Consider the following 17151-nt stretch of genomic DNA (forward strand, 5'->3'; position numbering starts at 1 on the left):
ATTTCTTCCCGTTTTCCAAGCCTTCTTTGGCTCCTTCGAGAAACCTGTCACGCCATTTGTAATACTGAGCTTGTGAAATTCCATGTTCTCTGCAGATTTGAGAAACGCTCTTTTCTCGACGAAGCCCTTCCAGAATTATTGCCATCTTTTCTTCTGTCGAGAGTTTCTTTGCCATTATCTGCACCCCCTTGCCTTTATTTTATCTCTCTACTTTTTTCCTGTCCAATTCTTCAGGGGAGCAGTATAACACCTTATCTCAGGACCCCAATTATGTACGTATATTCTTCCGCTTTCTTTGTCCAGATAAACATCATCGGCTGAGTACCTTGTCCATGCCCTCCATACCACATCCCCATTCTCTGTGTCTAACGCATAAATATATCCCCCTGGCATCATCAATATCAACTTGTCATCATATATTTGCAATCTATTCCCAAATCCCCAGTTCACAGCGTAAACGCTGTTGTCATCAAAGAAATAACGTCTCTTCCACACTACTTCACCGGTATCTCTTTTCAATCTCAGAACAAGTCCAAACCATGTCGCTGCATATACACTATCTCCATATATAGACGGAACTGTATAAAAGTCATCTCTATATTTACTTTTTACCTCATACTTCCATACTATCTTTCCTGTCTCTATCTCTATCGCATAAAATGTCGGATTGTAATCATAAATGTCTTGGTAATCCATGCTGCCTATATACAACAAACCTCTTTCTTGGTCTATTACTGGATCAGTTGCTTTGGGCGCTATTATCCTTTCGCTTTTCCATATTTCTCTTCCATTTTCGCTATCAAGCTTTATTACTGTACTATACCCATCCCTCATATATTCGACTGCATACAAAAATCCATTGTGCAAAGCCATTCCATTATCCGGTGAGCCGTCTTCAAGTAAATATTCCCAGGTTATTTCACCTGTTCTTTTGTTCAAAGCTAATATTGCTGAGCTTGCTTCTTTCGATGCTACTCGAATAATATATATATTGTCTCCTCCAAGCTCTATGTCAAAAACCCTTTTATTATCCGATCTTATTCTTCTATCCCATAATAATTTTTTTCGATTTATATCAATAGCTGCTACTAGTTCTTCTCTTCCTCTTGTATAAACAACTCCAGTTTCTTCATCGTATATACATTCTGACGGATGCGTACAAAATGATATTTCAGGCTCAAATTTCAACTTCATATACAACTGCACGTAATTGTTTTCATGCGGCAGAAGCGAAGAACATGAAGAGGCCAGAAAGCATAAAATAATCACCACACTTATTATTACTACTTTTTTCATTTTTTTCTCCCTCCCAACCAAAGATGGGAACACTCCACCTTTTTTATCATTGTTGATTTCTTAAAATTTCGTCTATTATATCCATAAGTCTTTGTCCAACCTCCGTATCAGGATCAGTCTCTGTCAGATGATTCGCATCTGGTGCTGGTTTGGGTTCTATATATCTCGCTCCGGGTGATACAACATCCTCTGGAAATATCTGTGACGACACTGGTACTACCCCGTCACTTTCATTTGAACCCACTACCACATTGTCCCATGCAAATTGTATCCCATAATCGGGATTCAAATACCCTCCTCCTGCCACATATAGCGCTCCTATACAAAATCTGTGAATATTCCAAAAACTCGTTGCCATGTACCACGCCCCCGTTACCAAATACGATACACTCAATGTTTCACACATATTCTCTGTGAATTTCAAGTTTTCTCCAACTTCCGTACTATCTTGACTCATTGTTTCCAGCAACTCCGTTATCTTTTTCTGTTCCCCGTATATGGAGGCATAGTAAATGGTTCCTTCTTCCCCATTTGCAGGCAAATTGGTATCCGCTAAGCGTTCTAAAAATGTACTTCCTGGTATCATTTCCTTCATTGTGGTGGGTGTGTTCATCGACAAAATTGCCCCCAAAACCAATATAAACACTCCCAATCCTGCTGCTACTAACATTGCTGGGCTCACTCCCGAAACTAATAGACTGATTCCTGCGTTGATACGTAAAAATAGCAGCAACCAAGCAAGTGCCATCGCTATTATGACTCCAAGAGCAGCGGATCTCATTGCCGGTCCAAGTTCGTATGGGTCCACCGCTGGTGGTGTTACTATCGCTGCATCTGTTATTCCCAGGAAAATTGTCCATGTTAATTTATCCGCTATACTCGCTCCTGTGTGTGGTGTACCTATTGTTATCACCGCTTTAACGTTCGCTTCGCTTATGTCTTGCCTTATATACTCTCTCGATATCAGTCCTCCCATACTATGAGCTATTAGGATAGGCGTTTCCATTTGTTGTTGTTCTATATGTTGCTTCAACTGAACAGCTATACCTTCTATGCTTGGCATTGTCTGTGATAGTTTCAAATGTTGGTGTAGAACATCCAGCGGCTAATTCGTACTTGCTGCTCAGATATTCTGCAAGTTCATTCCATGTCTCACCTTCTGAGTTAAATCCATGAACAAATACCATTGGATATGGTATATATGATATTTCTTCATTTGACAATACCACTACTGCATATAAAATTATCGTTAGTATCATTATTAACCGCTTCATTTTTTCATCACCTTCAATCTCTTCGTCACAATTTTCATTGTATTTCTGAGCACAACTCCATGCGAGTGCCAGTTTATATTTATCTGTTTTGGGATATAGACTCCCGATCGATCTTCAAACAAAAAAGTGACATTCGTAAATATGTCCTTACCCCTGCGTATCTCCATACTTTTTGGTAAATTCAGTTTATCGTCTATAACCACTTTTTCATATATATTGTTTTCTTTGTTAAAACATTCGTACACACTGATACCTTCTTTGCTTTTCACAAGCTGATAATTATTCTGTTTAAGGAACTCCCTCATTTCAAGCAACCACCTATCCGGAAGATTTTTCTCAATATCTTTCAACGATTCTGGCAGATCCTCCATTTTGTGCTTATCAAGATTGATGAGTTTAACGCTTTGTTTCGTTATTTCCAGCATCCTTCGCTCACCATCTGAAAAATTTTCCGGTTGAAAATATACTCGCTTTATGTGTGGTTCCATCTCAACGGAGAAAAATTTCCTACTTATTGTGTGGTCATCATAGCTCGTTTGAACGAACACATCGTAATGCCATACGACTATCCTCGTTCTCACAAATTCTGAGGTAGAATACGCGGTTGGCATTCCGGGAGATTTCACTGCCTCAGTCTTTGCATCACGCTTCACAGTTGCTTCAGTTGGAGCCATATTCATACATGCTGTGATAAGTAAAAATATCATCGCAATCGAAACAAGGCACCATGTTTTTCTCATATTGCTCCCCCCTATTCTTCTCATGTATCTCGTACTCCCCTAACTTCTCCCAGTTTTCTTCCGCGGAATTTAACCAGAGCCGATTGTGGTAGAATGAGAAGTAAGTTAGCCGTCAACTGCTGGATTATCACAGGATTTGTGTTTTCTGTGTTAGCGTTTGCATCTGTTTCATCAGCAAACGTTATTGTTACTGTCAAAAACAACATTATTAATATCAGCAAAATCTTTATGAATTTTTTCACTATCTTCCCCCTCTTATTTGCAGGATAATACATCCCATGTGATTTTTCAAATTTTCAGGTTCTGTAATTCGCTTTTGTAGTAAGTTTCAGAACCTAAAATTGCTTGAAATCGTTACATTCGCATTTTTCCGTCATAACTGAAACAAGGGGTTGGAAAAGTGAAGAAACTGCCCGAACTGCTCATGCCTGTATTCAGATATGGTGCATTTGCAAAACCTTTAATAATTAAAATCATCAATTCCAATTTGTCAGATAATATAAGGTACACTGCGCTTTCTTTTGTACATACGTGGAAAGGTGACTATGACAAAGCGCTTTATTACACCCATAAGGCGCTTGATCTTTGTGGAAATAGCGGCATGCGCTATATGCTTCTTGCAAGGGAGCTGTCGTGCAAGGCAAGTCTCGGAAATAAAGATGAAAAGCTTTACCAATTTCTAAAAAGTAATTTGAATAAAATAAGCGGAAGAACACGAGAAGAAATAGAAGCAGTTATTTCAAACGTAGAAGCAAGATGGGGAATAGCAAAATTGAAGAGAAAAACAAGAATTTGGGGGAGTAAAAAGATATTACCTGCCCTTGCTTTTCTTCATCTTGGTCGTGCGCGGAGACTTGCTGAAGAAGGAAAACTTCCTCAGGGGGTTCATCATTACATTCAGGCATACAGGCTTTCAAAGAATATTCCTCATCCTTCAGGAATTACCAGTTCTCTTAACGGCCTTGCATGGAGAATAAGGGAAAAACATCCATTTTGGGCTCAGTCGATAGCGAGAAGAGCGGTGTATTATCTTGGTTATTACCGAGAGATTCCAGGCAATCTTTTTGGATGTCTTGACACGTTATTTGTGATTGAAAAAGCGATTAATTCATGTTCCATAGCGCAAACAGCGCGAGTAATTGCATCTCTGCCAGTACCAAAGAACTATGAAAAACTTTCAAGGGAAGCAGAAAAATTCATTCCCAATTACTATATCTCTATGTACGAAAATACGGAAGAATTGAGGAAATACCTCAAAACGCTGATAGGTCCATACAGAAAAGAAAACGTAAGTATAGCGGGCCTTTCGGCGATTTTCACGGGTAAGACAAAGGTGATAAGAGGAAATACGCTGAGGAAAATAATAGAAAGGATAACAGAAAGTAGAAATGTGGATATTACCAGAATGCCTTATCCTGTATACAACGAATTGGTAAAACATAGGATTGAAAAAAGCTTTGATGAAGCAGTTAAATATTTGGAAAAACTTCCGTTTTCAGAGAGGAAACGCCTTTTCTTTTCCACATTCATCGCACTTATTGACAGGGAGAAGTTTTACCTCTCAAGGAAAGATAAATTACTTGAAACGTATAAATCCCTCCGTGGTATAGATACATTCGCAAATCTTATGAGCAAAAGGTACGAAACAATGAATTTTGTGGTCGATATGGTAAAAGCTCATCCATACATAGAAGGAAGGAAAGCTGCGATACGCAAGGCTGTCGATAGAATGAGGATAGATGAGTTTATAAAACACTATGCGAAATTCAACGAGCACAACAGGAAACTGCTGGACAAATTTCTTCGAAACTACGGCAGGTATGATGGTATAAGGTTCGGGGTGAGGATAGATGGACCTGAGAGAGTGAGAGCATTTGCAAAGAGGTACAGATTGAAGATACAACCATGTTTTATTGCTTATTGGTGTGAAGAAGATGGAAGGACACGAAGAAAACTGGAAAGGATTTTGGAGATCATATAGTACCAACCGGAAATTTTCTTTGATCAACATCGATCAGAAATGTGAGAAATCGTCCCGCAGACCTTTATCCCTTCACCCAGAAATACAGACTAAAGAAAACCCCAAACCTCATCAATCAAGTACCCATAAAGGAAATTATCCAACAATACAAATGACGGAACGAATTAGACGTTACCTAACATACAGTTTGTGGTTTGCTCGCGCTTGCCCAAATGGTCTTCCCACTTTGCAAACAGTAGAACCGTTATATCGAGATTGTAATTACATAGGTGGTGGAGAAACCCGCTCCCTTCATAAACTCTGATATTAGAGACTCGATATCCGGGATTCAGAAATCAGGAAACTTGGAATAATTTCCGAAACACAAAAATAAAAGTTTGAAAACGCAGAATATCTTTGTCACACGCTTAACTTTTCCTCTTTTCTCTTTCGGTCATTTTTCCCATTAGCTTACCAATCGCATGAGGAAATCTGCGCGCAAAGAACAGATAGATGCGTGTTTGAAGATTTGGTGTTATCACCCATTTGGTAGATAGAATTTTCTTAGCAAGCGCACGTCCGACATCTGACGGGTCAGCCATTACTTGTGAAGGAATTCCGAGTGGTGATGCTGATTTGGTGTTTGTTAAAGGTGGATGCATGACCGTAATGCTGATACCGTATTGGGCAAATTCATACGATAGGGTTAGTGTTAATGCTTCAATGGCTCCTTTTGTGGAAGAATATCCGTAGATTCCCGGAAAGCCTGTTATCCCAACCCCTGAACTAACATTATGGATGATTCCTTTTCTTCTTGCTTTCATGTAAGGCAAAACGGCATTGATCATTCGAACGTAACCGAAATAATTCACTTCAAATTCTCGCCTGGTGTCTTCAATATCTTTCATTTCAAAAGGCGCAAAGATAGCCAAACAGGCATTGTTGACAAGAATATCAATCTGCCCCCATTTTTGGATAACTTTCTCAACCGATTCTCTGACTTCCAGGTCCTGAGTAACGTCAGTCTTGCAAAAAAGTAGATTATCCGGGAAGGATTTCTGTAATTCTTCGAGATTATCTCCCGCGAGATCGAATGCAGCAACCCGATACCCCTCATCCAATAAAGCTGAGGCCATATGAAATCCTATTCCGTTATTTGCACCGGTAATGATGACTACCTGTCGATCATTATTGACCATCTTTCCTGACACCCCTTTAGAACGCTGATGCTTAAATTTCCATTTTTTCTGTTGGGATATTATTATAAACGAATTCATCTCATTTAGGAAAATGGCACTCAATATACTGGTAATGCAATACCGATTACCGACTCTTCAATGCTGAATCTGCTATAATGAATTCCAGATGAAAATACAAGAGGTGACAATACTTGAACCAATCCAGAAAACATTTCATAGCTTTTCTCTGGCACGCTTCGTTTCTGGCTTTTACTATGGCATTTGTCGAGGTAAATACTGTCTTGCCATCTCTGGTGTTAAAAGCTGGTGGTGGAAGTTTTTCGATTGGTTTTATTACAGCGTTGACTACCGGAATTCCTTTGTTGGGGCAACTGTTTTTTGCCAGCATCCTCGTTTCTAAACCAAAGAAAAAACCTTACCTGCTTCTTGGAATATATCTGAGAACGCTTTCTCTTGCAACAATAAGCTTTTTGTTGTCCAGTTCATTAAGCGGCATGGTTCTTCTGGCTTTAATCTTTATCGTTCTTGGCATTTTTTCTTTTAGTGGTGTTTTTGCTGGAATTTGCTATACTGACCTTTTGGGAAAATCCATTGCGAGAGACGTTAGGCGAGAATTCATGGCGTTCAGGCAGATTATCAGCAGTGGATTAGCCCTTGTCGGCGGACTTTTTGCAAGATATATCGTTCAACGATTTGAATATCCGACAAATTACTCGGTGATGTTTTTAATCGCCGCAACTTCTCTTGGAATTGCATCAATAGGTTTTTGGGCTATCCGCGAAGAAAGCGTAGATACAACGGAATTACCCGGGTTCTGGGAGATTTTGAAAAGCATTCCGAAGACTATAAAAACGGATGCTAATCTTAAAAACTATGTGCTCTTTACCAACGCAACAGGCTTCGGACTTATAATCATTCCCTTTTATGTGCTCCTCGCTAAAAAATCCTTTGGATTAACCGGGGAAAACATAGGGAATTTTCTTCTGTTGCAAATGATCGGAATGACCGCAGCGGGATTTTTCTGGGGATATTATTTAAACAAATCTGGATACAAAAAGATCCTGAAATGGTGTATTTTTATTGGTGCGCTGATACCAATTTTGGCTTTGTTTCTTTCAAAAACAACAGCATCATTGTATGCCTTGGTTTTTTTGTTCTCTGGCATAACACTAAGTGCCAGGAAAATGAGTTTTGAAGGGTTGTTGATTGAAATAACCAACGAAAAAAACCGGGCCCTGTACACCGGTACTGCGGGTGCTTTGAATCTCGTTACCGCGCTCTTGCCTTTGCTAATGGGGTCTCTGGTAAATTTTGTGGGCTTTACGATAATATTTACGTTCTCAAGCTTATTTATACTTTCAGGAACTTTGTTTTTGAAGGCAATTAAGGCATAACGTTAACTTGAAACCGGATACTGATAATAATATTTGAGTGAGGAGGTATATTATGCCTATATATCGTTTCAAATGCGAAAGCTGTGGTAAAGAAGAAACATTGCTTTTAAAGATGAACCAGGAAGTGCCGAATTGTCCACATTGTGGCGGTAAACTTGTAAAACAGATATCCAGAGTTAGGTTTGTTTCAGGCTCTTCAAGCTTGTCTGGAGGTTCAGGTTCAAGCTGCTCGGGTTGTTCTGGCGGAAGCTGCTCGAGTTGTGGCTAAAAACATCCTTATGCAAAAAGCTGATCAACTCTCCAAAAGGATGGTGGGAAGTTATGGAGTATAAGTTTGTCAAGTTTGAGGTTTTAATACCTGAAGAATACGTAGAAGCACTCAGGGAAAAAGTAAATGCCGCGGGTGCCTGCCGCCTTGGCAATTACGATAATTGCCTTTCGTACCACCCGGTTAAAGGATTCTGGAGGCCGTTGGAAGGAGCCAATCCTTACCTTGGAGAAGTGGGGAAAATAGAAGAGGGAGAGGAAGTAAAGGCCGAGTTTCTGTGCGCAAGGGAATATGTGGATGAAGTGGTAAAGGCTATCAGAGAGGTTCATCCATACGAAGAACCCATGTTTTTCATAATTCCTCTCTTAAATGAATAGACTGTGACTGATCTCAAAATGAAACACGCTGCCCTAAGAAAGGGTTATCGTTAATCAAGATAAGAGAAAAAACTAATATTATTAAAATTCTTTTCTCCCCCATGCAGAGATATCCCATATTTCTTATTTCAAAAAACAATAACTATCAAAACAAAGGTTCAGGCTTTCCGCCTTTTAGAAAGAATTCGGGTATTGCCGGGATCAATGGTTCAATTTTAAGCCGTTCTTCGATAGTTTTGAGATATTTCTTTGCTGTAGCAAGCCAAGTATAATAATTTTCGACGTAGTCGCTTACTTTAGATGAGAGTTCTCTTCTATACTCTGGATTAAGCATCAATCTTTCCAATCCTTTTATTATAGAAAAGATATCCTCTGGATCAACGAGTACACCAAGTTCTTCACGGCCTCTTTTAAGAAACTCTGATGGACCACCATTTTTCGTCGCTACAACAGGTAAACCACAGGCCATTGCTTCAAGAGGAGCAAGACCAAAGGGTTCATAAAGGGAGGTCAGAGCAAAAATACCTTCTTTCCTCGAAACCAATCTATAAAGAGCGGCAAGTTCCTTTTGGCTGGTAATGTTGATAAAGAAAACGCGATTTTGAGCATTGTGCTGGCGCACCAATTCCACGAGTTCGCGGAGCGTTTCGCCCGATTCACCGCTGAGTCTCGGGTATTCTTTGTACACATCATAAATACCTCTTGTGACTATAAGAAGATTAGTAGCATCCATTAACTTCTTACTGGACAGGTAAGCCCTCAGTAAACCTGTTATATTCTTTTTTTGATCCATTCTGCTCGAAGAAACGATAAATGGTTTATCAAACCTTTCTGGTGCATAGATTTTAATAACATTTGAAAGACGATTTTCAATTGCAATATCTATATCGTTCGGATAAGGGTTAAATATTTTAGTATTAACCCCGGGAGGTGCAACAACGAACTTTGTGTCATCATTTACGTCAATCCATCCTTTATAAAGTTCGTGGGAATACTGCTCGAACCGTTCAATTGTGGTGCTCACAAAATTAACAGCGGAATATCTCATGGATACCCTTTCAGCCTGGATTCTGTATGAAAAGTTGTAAACTCTGTCAAACTGCGGAAAATTTTCAGGAGTCACACCGAGTTTATCCATTTTCTGAGCGCCGAGGGAGTGAGCAGTAAAAGAAAAAGGAATTTTTCTTTTTAGAGACAGGATAGCAGCAGACATACCGCCATCTCCATAGTGCGAAGTGACAAACTCCGGAAACCTTTTTTCCCTGTTGTAGAGCCTTTCAATTCCGTCAACATAGTCTTTAAGGTAGGGCCAAAGTTTCTCCTTAGATAAAAATTTCTTACCTCCAAAATCGATCCTGACAATCCTGACACCTTCAACACCCGGATAGAAATCAAAAGGCTCTGAAAATTCTGGCCATTCCTTGTCTTCGATCCTTCTTGTGATTATATCCACATCTATCCCGAGAGATGCCATCGCTATGGCCAACTCTTTTACATATACGAGCTGTCCGCCGAAATCGGGGTGGTCTGTCCAATGACTATCGAGGGAATCAAAGTTCCCCTGTGGATTTAAAAAGGCAATTTTCATGAGATCGACCTCGTTTCCATGATTTTTTTTAGTACTTCAATAGAAGGGATAGGGACTGATTTATCTTCCGTTTCTAACCTAAAGGCAGCGGCGGCATTCCCTATTTTAGCGGCCCCGAAAACGTCGAAGCCCTCCAATAATCCGTGATACAAACCACTCCAAAAAGCATCCCCAGCTCCAGTGGTATCAACAACATTTTTAGCGTATGTGTGGATTTTTTTTACTTTTTCTCCATCAGAAACCAAGACACCGTCTTTGCCCAAGGTGAGAACGACCTTTTCGACACCACATTTGTGATATTCATTTATGTATCTTCGAGGCGACATTTTTCCAAAGATATGAAAGGAATCATCTAAGGAAGGTTTTACCAAATAAATGTCTTTCATGAATTTTCTTATAAAAATTTTACCGTCAGAACCGTTTTCCCACAGGATTTCTCGATAATTTGGGTCAAAACATACTTTTATACCTCTTTTTTTTGCTATTTCAAGCACTTTCATAACAGTTTTCCGGGCTGGATTACGAGAAAGCGGCCAACTCGTCAGGTGAATAAACTCAACTCCTTCAAAGAGTTTCTCAGGCTCTTGAGGAAAATCTATTTTGTAATCTGCGCCCCTAATTGGCATAAATAGTGGAGTATCTTGGGATTTTGAAACTATGACAAAACTTGTGGGAAGCTTGCTTCGGTTTATAAAGGTAGTTTTAATCCCTTTTTCTTCTAACCACTTTTTGTAGCCTCTTCCAAAAGGGTCATCTCCTACTGAAGCAAGTAACAATGGTTCAATGCCGAGATTCTTAAGATTTATCGCCAAGTTTCCTGGAGAGCCAGCATAATATTTCTTAAAACTTTTTGCATCAGCAAGATCATCCACATACTCTTCGGAAATCAAGTCGATGAGCAGTTCGCCAATTATTAAAATCTTTTTCATAGCACCACCACACAAACTTATTTTATTCCTGTCTGAGAAATGCTCTTTACATACTGCCCTTGAAGCGCAACGAAGAGCATTAACACCGGGGCTGTCATCATTGTGGCAAAAGCCATTATGTCGCCCCAATCCCTCGGATATTGACCGAAGAAAACCTGCATAGCAACAGGAAGAGGTCTGTATTCTGGTCCTCTTGTAACCATGAGTGGCCAGAGGAAGAAACCCCATTGTGTAAGGAATTGCAATATCGCAACACTTGAAAGTATGGGTTTTGATAAAGGTAGAGCAATCTTCCAGTATATTTTAAGCCAGTTCGCTCCGTCTATCAGAGCGGCTTCTTCGAGCGCTTTTGGAAAACCAATGAAAAATTGGTAAAAAAGGAAGAATGTAAAACGGATTGGCTATAAAGGGAATTATCTGAACATGATAGCTATCGAGCCAGCCAAATCTATTTGTCATTAGGAGCAAAGGAATCGCAATGGTTTCAAAAGGGATTATCATCAAAGCCACTATGAGCGATACTAAAAAGCCTCTTCCTCGAAAAGTGAATCTTGCTAATCCAAAAGCCATCATGCTGTTTACAAAAAGTCCAGCTATAACTGTTGCAGTAACTATGAAGACTGAGTTGAATATGAACCTGCCAAAAGGCATTCTGGTAAAGACATCCAGATAGTTTTTAAGCGACACAGGCGATGGAATGAAAGCTTTAATCGATCCCATTCTTCTGAGAATATTCAGCTCGTCTGGATTGAACGATGTCGAGATCATATATATCAGAGGAAAAAGGAAAAATATAGCGAGCAGTGTCATGAGGGTGTAACTGATAATCTTATCCACAAGTTCTATTCTTTTCTTGCTTCTTTTTTTGATCATTTCATGACACCTCTCTTTCTTCTCTCAAAACAAAACGCTGGGTTACAGAAATTGCCAGGACAAGCAAGAAGAAAACGACAGTCAGTGCGGAAGCATAACCAATGTATTGCCTTTTGAATCCCATGTTGAAAATATGAAGCACAACAGTATAAGTAGCACCATTAGGACCTCCATCAGTCATGATTTTTACCTGGTCAAAGAGCCTGAAAGCCAGAATTGTTGTTGAAATAATTACAAATGCCGTCGTATTTTTCAACTGAGGAAGAGTTATCTTCAAAAATTTCTGCCAAGCATTTGCTCCATCAATAGTTGCAGCCTCATAAAGAGATGCCGGAATTTCTTGAAGCCCGGCTAGGAATATCAGCATCTGAAAACCAACACCTTGCCAAATTGACATGAACATAATCGCCGGAAACGCCCAGTTTTCACTCTTTATAAAATCAACAGGTTGCCAGCTTCCAAAACTTATTTTGTGAAGAAAAAGATTTATCAACCCCTCCGGATTATATAGAAAAGTCCAGATGACCGAGACAACAACCATTGTGGTGACTGTAGGCATAAAATAAACAGTTCGGAAGAATTTAGTAAAATTAATTTTTTTGTTTACCAGCAAGGCCAACCCAAGTGCAAAGACTGTTTGAATTGGAACAACAATTAGAACGAACTTGAAAATGTTCAGTAATCCCTTCCAAAAGAGATCATCATTCAATATTTTTTTATAATTTGCCAGTCCAATGAACTTTGTCGGCAATCTTGAGATTAACCTTTGGTTGGTAAAAGAAAGATAAAAAGCCGAAAGAAAAGGGATAATTATAAAAGTAATCAGTAAAATCAAACCAGGTAGAAGGAATATAAAAGCATATTTGAAACCTCTTTTTTTCTCATAGTATATCCTCGACATTCTTTTTCACCCTTCTTTCCGAAAAAGAGATGGGGTGAAACCACCCCACCTCCATGATTTTACTCTAACTTTCTTTGTGGTAAATCAGTAAATAGGATAACCTTCGTTATACTCGATGTCTTCGTTAATCTCTTTGGTTGCTCTATCAAGTTCCTTTCTGATATCTGAACCATTTATTATGTTATCAATAGCTTTTGCAAAAGCGGCTGTGATAGTCGGATACGCTGGTGTGACTGGCCTTGGAACAGCGATAGTTTCAAGTTGCTGAACGAATATGTTGAGGGGACCACCTTCACCATATAAAGGTGACAAAGCTATCGCGCTTTTTCTCGATGGAACAGCACCGTTGGCATTGGTCATCTTTATAATTTCCTCAGGTCTTAAGAGGAACTGGAGGAATTTCCAGGCAGCTTCAGGATGTTTACAATTAGTGGTTATACTCCAGGCCCAAGAACCCATACCTGTGGCTTGTTTGAAGAATTTTGGCATTGGAATAAGCACAAGCTTGTCTCCAAGGGCCTGCCTGTACTGGTTGTACACCCAGTGACCAACCCATGAAAGGGCCGCTTTGCCTTCAATAAATTCATTGTCTCCTGGGGGATTTGGATTAACAAAGCCCTGGGCGAAAAGTGCCTGGAACCACGCCGCAGCTGCGAGAGCTTCAGGACCGTTGAGTACGCCTTCTGCAGACATATAATTGCTGCGGTCGATCAAATCTGCACCAAAAGCCTGGAATATCGGAGAAAAACCGTAAGTGTACCATTCGCCAACACCATAGTTGATCTTCATGTCAAGCGGATATTTCACTTCAGGAAGAGCCTTTAATTTTCTGAGAATATCCATGAATTCCTCAAAAGTCCAGGCGTCTTCCACACTGGTGGGAATTCTTGCACCGATTTTCTCTAGATATTCTTTGTTTCCCCATATCGCGAGCCCGGAATCAAAGGTGCCAAGGGCATAAATGTGGCCATTATAAAGCCCTTGAGAGATGATCGAAGGAAGGAAATCGGCTTTCATTTCTGGAGTAAGAAATTCGTCAAGAGGATAAAGATATCCTGCCCAGGCATAGTTAGAAACGTAAGGGCCGTCAAGGTCGAGAATGTCTGGAAGCCCCCCTGCGAAAGCAGCTGCATTTACCTGATCGTTGTAGCTTCCTTCAGGAAGTTGAACAGCTATAACTTCAATTTCATCTTGGATAGCATTGAATCTCTTAACCTGTTCTTCGATAACAGCTCTTTCTTCTCCGCGACCGGAATGGAACCACATCTTAATCTGCACTTTTCCAAAAACCGTAATTGAAAGAGTGAAAATCAACAACATTAAAAGAACCACGGAAACTTTTTTCACACAAATCCCTCCTATTGATCCCCTCAAAGGGATCAGGAATTATAGAACATGGAATTTTCCTTCTTCTTCACATTTCTTGAGTTTTTTTATGTGACTTTCGTCTTTTGTACCAGTAATGACAAATTCTTTTCCTTGCCATTGGTTTATAAGAACCAGCGATTTTTTGAAGATCTTTGATGAACTTGCCAGGATGTAAATCATGGGGCTTGTCTGCATAATCGTCTTCTTTGTTTCTGCCTCCAAAAGTGTAGAAGAATAATAGCCTATTTCATCTATTCCATTGACACCCATAAAAGCTTTATTTACGTGATATCTGTCAAAGAAGGGGTTAATCTCGAGATCCAAAAAGTTCATCGTACTGTACTGAAAGTATCCCCCTAAAACCACGAGCTTAACTTCAGGATGCTGAACAACGGTGTTTATTACATAAAGAGAATTCGTTACGATCGTTAGATTTATCGGTGGAGTCTTAAGAAGTTCTTCAATAAAGAAAAGCGTTGTACTTCCGGAATCAACGAAAATAACGTCATTTTTCTCAACAAGAGCAACTGTTTTTTTTGCTATCAACTTTTTTTCATCTACATCAACAGCTATCTGTTCTTGAAATTGGGGATCATATCTCTGTGGACGTAAACTGATTGCACCACCATGTACTCTTTTCAGAAGTCCTTGTTGCTCGAGTTTTTTTAGGTCTGTTCTTATGGTGACCTCGGAAACGCCCAACTCTTCAGCAAGGCTCGAAGAATAAATCTTTCCATACTTGTTCAATTTTTCTATAATGTAGTTTTTTCTCTCCTCAAAAAGAATAGTAATCCCTCCCAAAAGAAAGGTATCATTTCCAAAACACATTTTCAAAACTCAATTATATGGCTTTATAGAGCATTACGAAAGATTATTCTCGATAGAAGGTTGTATTTTCGTTTGCTTTCGTTGTTTTACGATTAGTTTCGATTTATTTTTATGCAAATAAGATTATAGGAATAGAACACCATTAATACTGAAGCATATCCATTTAAATACTCGAAAGAAAATGAAAAAGCATTTGGTTACAATTAGTGTTTAACTGATAAATATGGAATTTTGTTACGTTGTACCCCCCAAGATATTTTTGACAGTCTTCCAGAAGAAGGTTTTTTGAAAGACCGCAGGTTAGAACAAATGGAATCAAACTCCATTTATTACAAAATATGTGCTTTCGTTGTAGGAACAAGCGAAGGATTAGACTTTAGCTCTCAGGTTGCTAAGTTGCCGTGACTTTCTTGAAGCTCACTTGCATATCTCTTTGAATTCGCAGAAATCGCACCTTTGACTTCGTTCAGCGGGGAAGTGTGAGATATCTTTAGGTTTGTTTATCTTAGGGTCCTCAAGGTAATCGTCCATCTGTTTTATGCAACGTGATATGTAATCCTTCATTTCCAAGAGCTGTTCTTCGTCAAAGGTGTAAACCTCTGATTTCCCGTGGAGGAGGTATTCGTTGATGCACTTGATCTGTTCTACGTTCTCGTATTTTTCAAGCACGTAAATAGTGTACAACTTCAGTTGAAGCGGATCTCTGTCTGGATTGGGTTTACCTGTTTTCCAGTCAACAATGACAAGTGTGTTTGTTTCTTTGTCCCTGTAAAGGAAATCGATTATAGAAAAGACTTTTACTCCCTCATACTCAAAACTCGGAAAGTCTTCGTCAACTTCCAAAACATCAACACGCCCTTCCATAACCATTCGGTACGATCTTGATCTCTCGAAGTTTTTCAGGGAGGTTTTATCCTGTTGAGAATGTCTTTGCTCTTGCTTCTCAAAAATTCCTTCCTACCATAATAAATCTCCGAGAGCATGATATACTCTTTAGGCCATTTTTCCCAATCTTCCCTGTTATTAACCGAATCAACCCAAGATTGTCTGAGCTGCTTTCTGATATTCTGAAAGGAATCTTCGACGGAAAAGGATTTGGTTTTTATTGCTCTTTGTATCTCTTCGTGAATTGCTTGGCCGGAGAGTGAATATATATTTTGCAGTTTTCCCAGTAAATAAGCCTTTCTTTCCAATTCCGTAGCATCCGATTTCCAGCCTCTCCATGTCATGAAGGTTTTATAGTAATATTTTCTCTTGCACTCTTCAAAAAGTTTCTGTTTGGAAAGGGACCACGATTTTTCCGGATAGTCCATATTAAACATAATTCACCCTCCATGATTCATGTCTACGTACAGAATGCCCTGCTGATGAAGCGGCAGTTCAGCGATTATTTTTCCGTTTTTATCTACTGCCATAGCACCACCAAATGAGTCTTCAAGCACACCATCCCCCAAACAGTTGGCGAATAAGCAGTTTGCTCCGGTTTTAGCAGCGCGTTCTACATAGAACCACTTTTCTTCAGTATCCCACCATTGCTGCACATCATCGATTTTATAAGCGCTTCTCGCCATAGGGATAAGCAAAAGATCCGGGTTCAATTTTTTGACTGCTTCAAGTGCGTCGTCGTGAAAGAGCTCACCGCATATCAAAAAAGTTGCTCTACCAAATGGGGTTTCGACCGCTTCGAATCCGCTCCCTTCTTTGTAGATATCGGCTGGCGCATTAGGTGAATGCCATCCTGGATCGGTTCTGCGATGTTTCAGGACGATGTCTTTTTCAGGAGAAATTAGTATAGCTGTATCATACAGCGTTTTGTTTTCTCTTTCAAAAATTCCCAGGGCAATCCATATATTCAAATCCTTCGAAATCATCGAAAGTTTTTCTATGAATTCACCGGAAATCGTTTCACCGAGATCGAGATCCTTTTCAGGAGAATCTGTGTTCACGAGACCGGTAAGAGCGGTTTCTGGAAAAAGGATTAATTCCGCGTCATTTTTTGAAGCTTCCGCAACAAGGTCACAAATAATGGAAAAATTCTCTTCTTTGTGCTCTCTGATTTTGTTGACAGCTATTGCTAGTTTCACGAGATTTCCTCCTTCATCTGCTGAAAATGGGAAAGGAAATTTTTCGGATAGCTCGCTTGATTATATTATAAG

At 39.6% G+C, this 17151-nt stretch carries 21 protein-coding genes; 4 read left to right on the forward strand and 17 right to left on the reverse strand.

What is annotated here, in order from left to right:
* The 6 genes from DU53_RS05575 to DU53_RS05595 form a co-directional block, all read right to left on the reverse strand.
* A partial coding sequence (locus DU53_RS05575) for a transposase (protein ID WP_153020825.1) occupies window positions 1-175 on the reverse strand: 175 nt, incomplete at its 3' end.
* A gap of 32 nt (window positions 176-207) precedes the next feature.
* The gene (locus tag DU53_RS05580; protein ID WP_063727924.1) at window positions 208-1296 is read right to left on the reverse strand and encodes a PQQ-binding-like beta-propeller repeat protein; all 1089 of its coding nucleotides are present in this window, start codon (window positions 1294-1296) and stop codon (window positions 208-210) included.
* Between the two features lie 46 nt (window positions 1297-1342).
* Complete coding sequence (locus DU53_RS05585) at window positions 1343-2272, reverse strand: hypothetical protein (RefSeq protein WP_235599727.1); 930 nt, start codon at window positions 2270-2272, stop codon at window positions 1343-1345.
* A gap of 1 nt (window position 2273) precedes the next feature.
* Entirely contained in the window at window positions 2274-2555 is a 282-nt protein-coding gene (locus DU53_RS12280) for a hypothetical protein (protein ID WP_161484756.1), read from the reverse strand.
* Window positions 2556-2566: 11 nt separating this feature from the next.
* Window positions 2567-3310: a hypothetical protein gene (locus DU53_RS05590; RefSeq protein WP_015868424.1), complete on the reverse strand. Its 744-nt coding sequence runs from the start codon at window positions 3308-3310 to the stop codon at window positions 2567-2569.
* A gap of 20 nt (window positions 3311-3330) precedes the next feature.
* Entirely contained in the window at window positions 3331-3552 is a 222-nt protein-coding gene (locus DU53_RS05595; protein ID WP_015868425.1) for a hypothetical protein, read from the reverse strand.
* A gap of 158 nt (window positions 3553-3710) precedes the next feature.
* On the opposite strand from DU53_RS05595, the gene DU53_RS05600 reads away from it, so the two are divergent.
* Window positions 3711-5291 (forward strand): hypothetical protein, encoded by a 1581-nt coding sequence (locus DU53_RS05600; protein WP_015868426.1) that lies wholly within the window; start codon window positions 3711-3713, stop codon window positions 5289-5291.
* A gap of 407 nt (window positions 5292-5698) precedes the next feature.
* Here DU53_RS05600 and DU53_RS05605 read toward each other — a convergent pair whose 3' ends face one another.
* Window positions 5699-6469 carry an SDR family oxidoreductase gene (locus DU53_RS05605; RefSeq protein ID WP_063727927.1) on the reverse strand — a complete coding sequence of 257 codons (771 nt, stop codon included), beginning with the start codon at window positions 6467-6469 and terminating at the stop codon, window positions 5699-5701.
* 191 nt (window positions 6470-6660) lie between these two features.
* On the opposite strand from DU53_RS05605, the gene DU53_RS05610 reads away from it, so the two are divergent.
* From DU53_RS05610 to cutA, 3 genes are read left to right on the forward strand one after another with little or no spacing between them, the layout of a single operon-like run.
* Window positions 6661-7863 carry an MFS transporter gene (locus DU53_RS05610; protein ID WP_063727929.1) on the forward strand — a complete coding sequence of 401 codons (1203 nt, stop codon included), beginning with the start codon at window positions 6661-6663 and terminating at the stop codon, window positions 7861-7863.
* Window positions 7864-7915: 52 nt separating this feature from the next.
* Window positions 7916-8131: a zinc ribbon domain-containing protein gene (locus tag DU53_RS13340; protein ID WP_082853841.1), complete on the forward strand. Its 216-nt coding sequence runs from the start codon at window positions 7916-7918 to the stop codon at window positions 8129-8131.
* Between the two features lie 53 nt (window positions 8132-8184).
* Complete coding sequence (gene cutA, locus DU53_RS05615; RefSeq protein ID WP_015868429.1) at window positions 8185-8508, forward strand: divalent cation tolerance protein CutA; 324 nt, start codon at window positions 8185-8187, stop codon at window positions 8506-8508.
* Between the two features lie 145 nt (window positions 8509-8653).
* Here cutA and DU53_RS05620 read toward each other — a convergent pair whose 3' ends face one another.
* The 10 genes from DU53_RS05620 to DU53_RS05660 form a co-directional block, all read right to left on the reverse strand.
* Window positions 8654-10096 (reverse strand): glycosyltransferase, encoded by a 1443-nt coding sequence (locus tag DU53_RS05620; protein ID WP_063727931.1) that lies wholly within the window; start codon window positions 10094-10096, stop codon window positions 8654-8656.
* Window positions 10093-11025 carry a carbohydrate kinase family protein gene (locus DU53_RS05625; protein WP_063727933.1) on the reverse strand — a complete coding sequence of 311 codons (933 nt, stop codon included), beginning with the start codon at window positions 11023-11025 and terminating at the stop codon, window positions 10093-10095. Before DU53_RS05625 ends, DU53_RS05620 begins: the two co-directional genes overlap by 4 nt.
* 17 nt (window positions 11026-11042) lie before the next feature.
* Complete coding sequence (locus tag DU53_RS12490; protein ID WP_201030009.1) at window positions 11043-11423, reverse strand: carbohydrate ABC transporter permease; 381 nt, start codon at window positions 11421-11423, stop codon at window positions 11043-11045.
* Complete coding sequence (locus DU53_RS05630; protein WP_201030008.1) at window positions 11329-11898, reverse strand: carbohydrate ABC transporter permease; 570 nt, start codon at window positions 11896-11898, stop codon at window positions 11329-11331. The genes DU53_RS12490 and DU53_RS05630 overlap by 95 nt, the downstream gene beginning before the upstream one ends.
* Before the next feature lies 1 nt (window position 11899).
* Window positions 11900-12799 (reverse strand): carbohydrate ABC transporter permease, encoded by a 900-nt coding sequence (locus DU53_RS05635; protein WP_063727935.1) that lies wholly within the window; start codon window positions 12797-12799, stop codon window positions 11900-11902.
* A gap of 84 nt (window positions 12800-12883) precedes the next feature.
* Window positions 12884-14146 (reverse strand): sugar ABC transporter substrate-binding protein, encoded by a 1263-nt coding sequence (locus DU53_RS05640; RefSeq protein WP_015868434.1) that lies wholly within the window; start codon window positions 14144-14146, stop codon window positions 12884-12886.
* Between the two features lie 39 nt (window positions 14147-14185).
* Window positions 14186-14995 (reverse strand): DeoR/GlpR family DNA-binding transcription regulator, encoded by an 810-nt coding sequence (locus tag DU53_RS05645; protein WP_015868435.1) that lies wholly within the window; start codon window positions 14993-14995, stop codon window positions 14186-14188.
* Between the two features lie 417 nt (window positions 14996-15412).
* Window positions 15413-15859, reverse strand: a complete 447-nt coding sequence (locus DU53_RS05650) for a PD-(D/E)XK nuclease family protein (RefSeq protein ID WP_161484757.1) — start codon at window positions 15857-15859, stop codon at window positions 15413-15415.
* Window positions 15860-15894: 35 nt separating this feature from the next.
* Window positions 15895-16317 carry a hypothetical protein gene (locus DU53_RS05655; protein WP_063727938.1) on the reverse strand — a complete coding sequence of 141 codons (423 nt, stop codon included), beginning with the start codon at window positions 16315-16317 and terminating at the stop codon, window positions 15895-15897.
* 3 nt (window positions 16318-16320) lie between these two features.
* On the reverse strand, window positions 16321-17079 hold the full coding sequence (locus tag DU53_RS05660) for a carbon-nitrogen hydrolase family protein (protein WP_063727940.1): 759 nt from the start codon (window positions 17077-17079) through the stop codon (window positions 16321-16323).
* Between the last annotated feature and the right edge of the window lie 72 nt (window positions 17080-17151).

Source organism: Kosmotoga sp. DU53, assembly GCF_001639905.1.
Classification (GTDB): domain Bacteria; phylum Thermotogota; class Thermotogae; order Petrotogales; family Kosmotogaceae; genus Kosmotoga; species Kosmotoga olearia.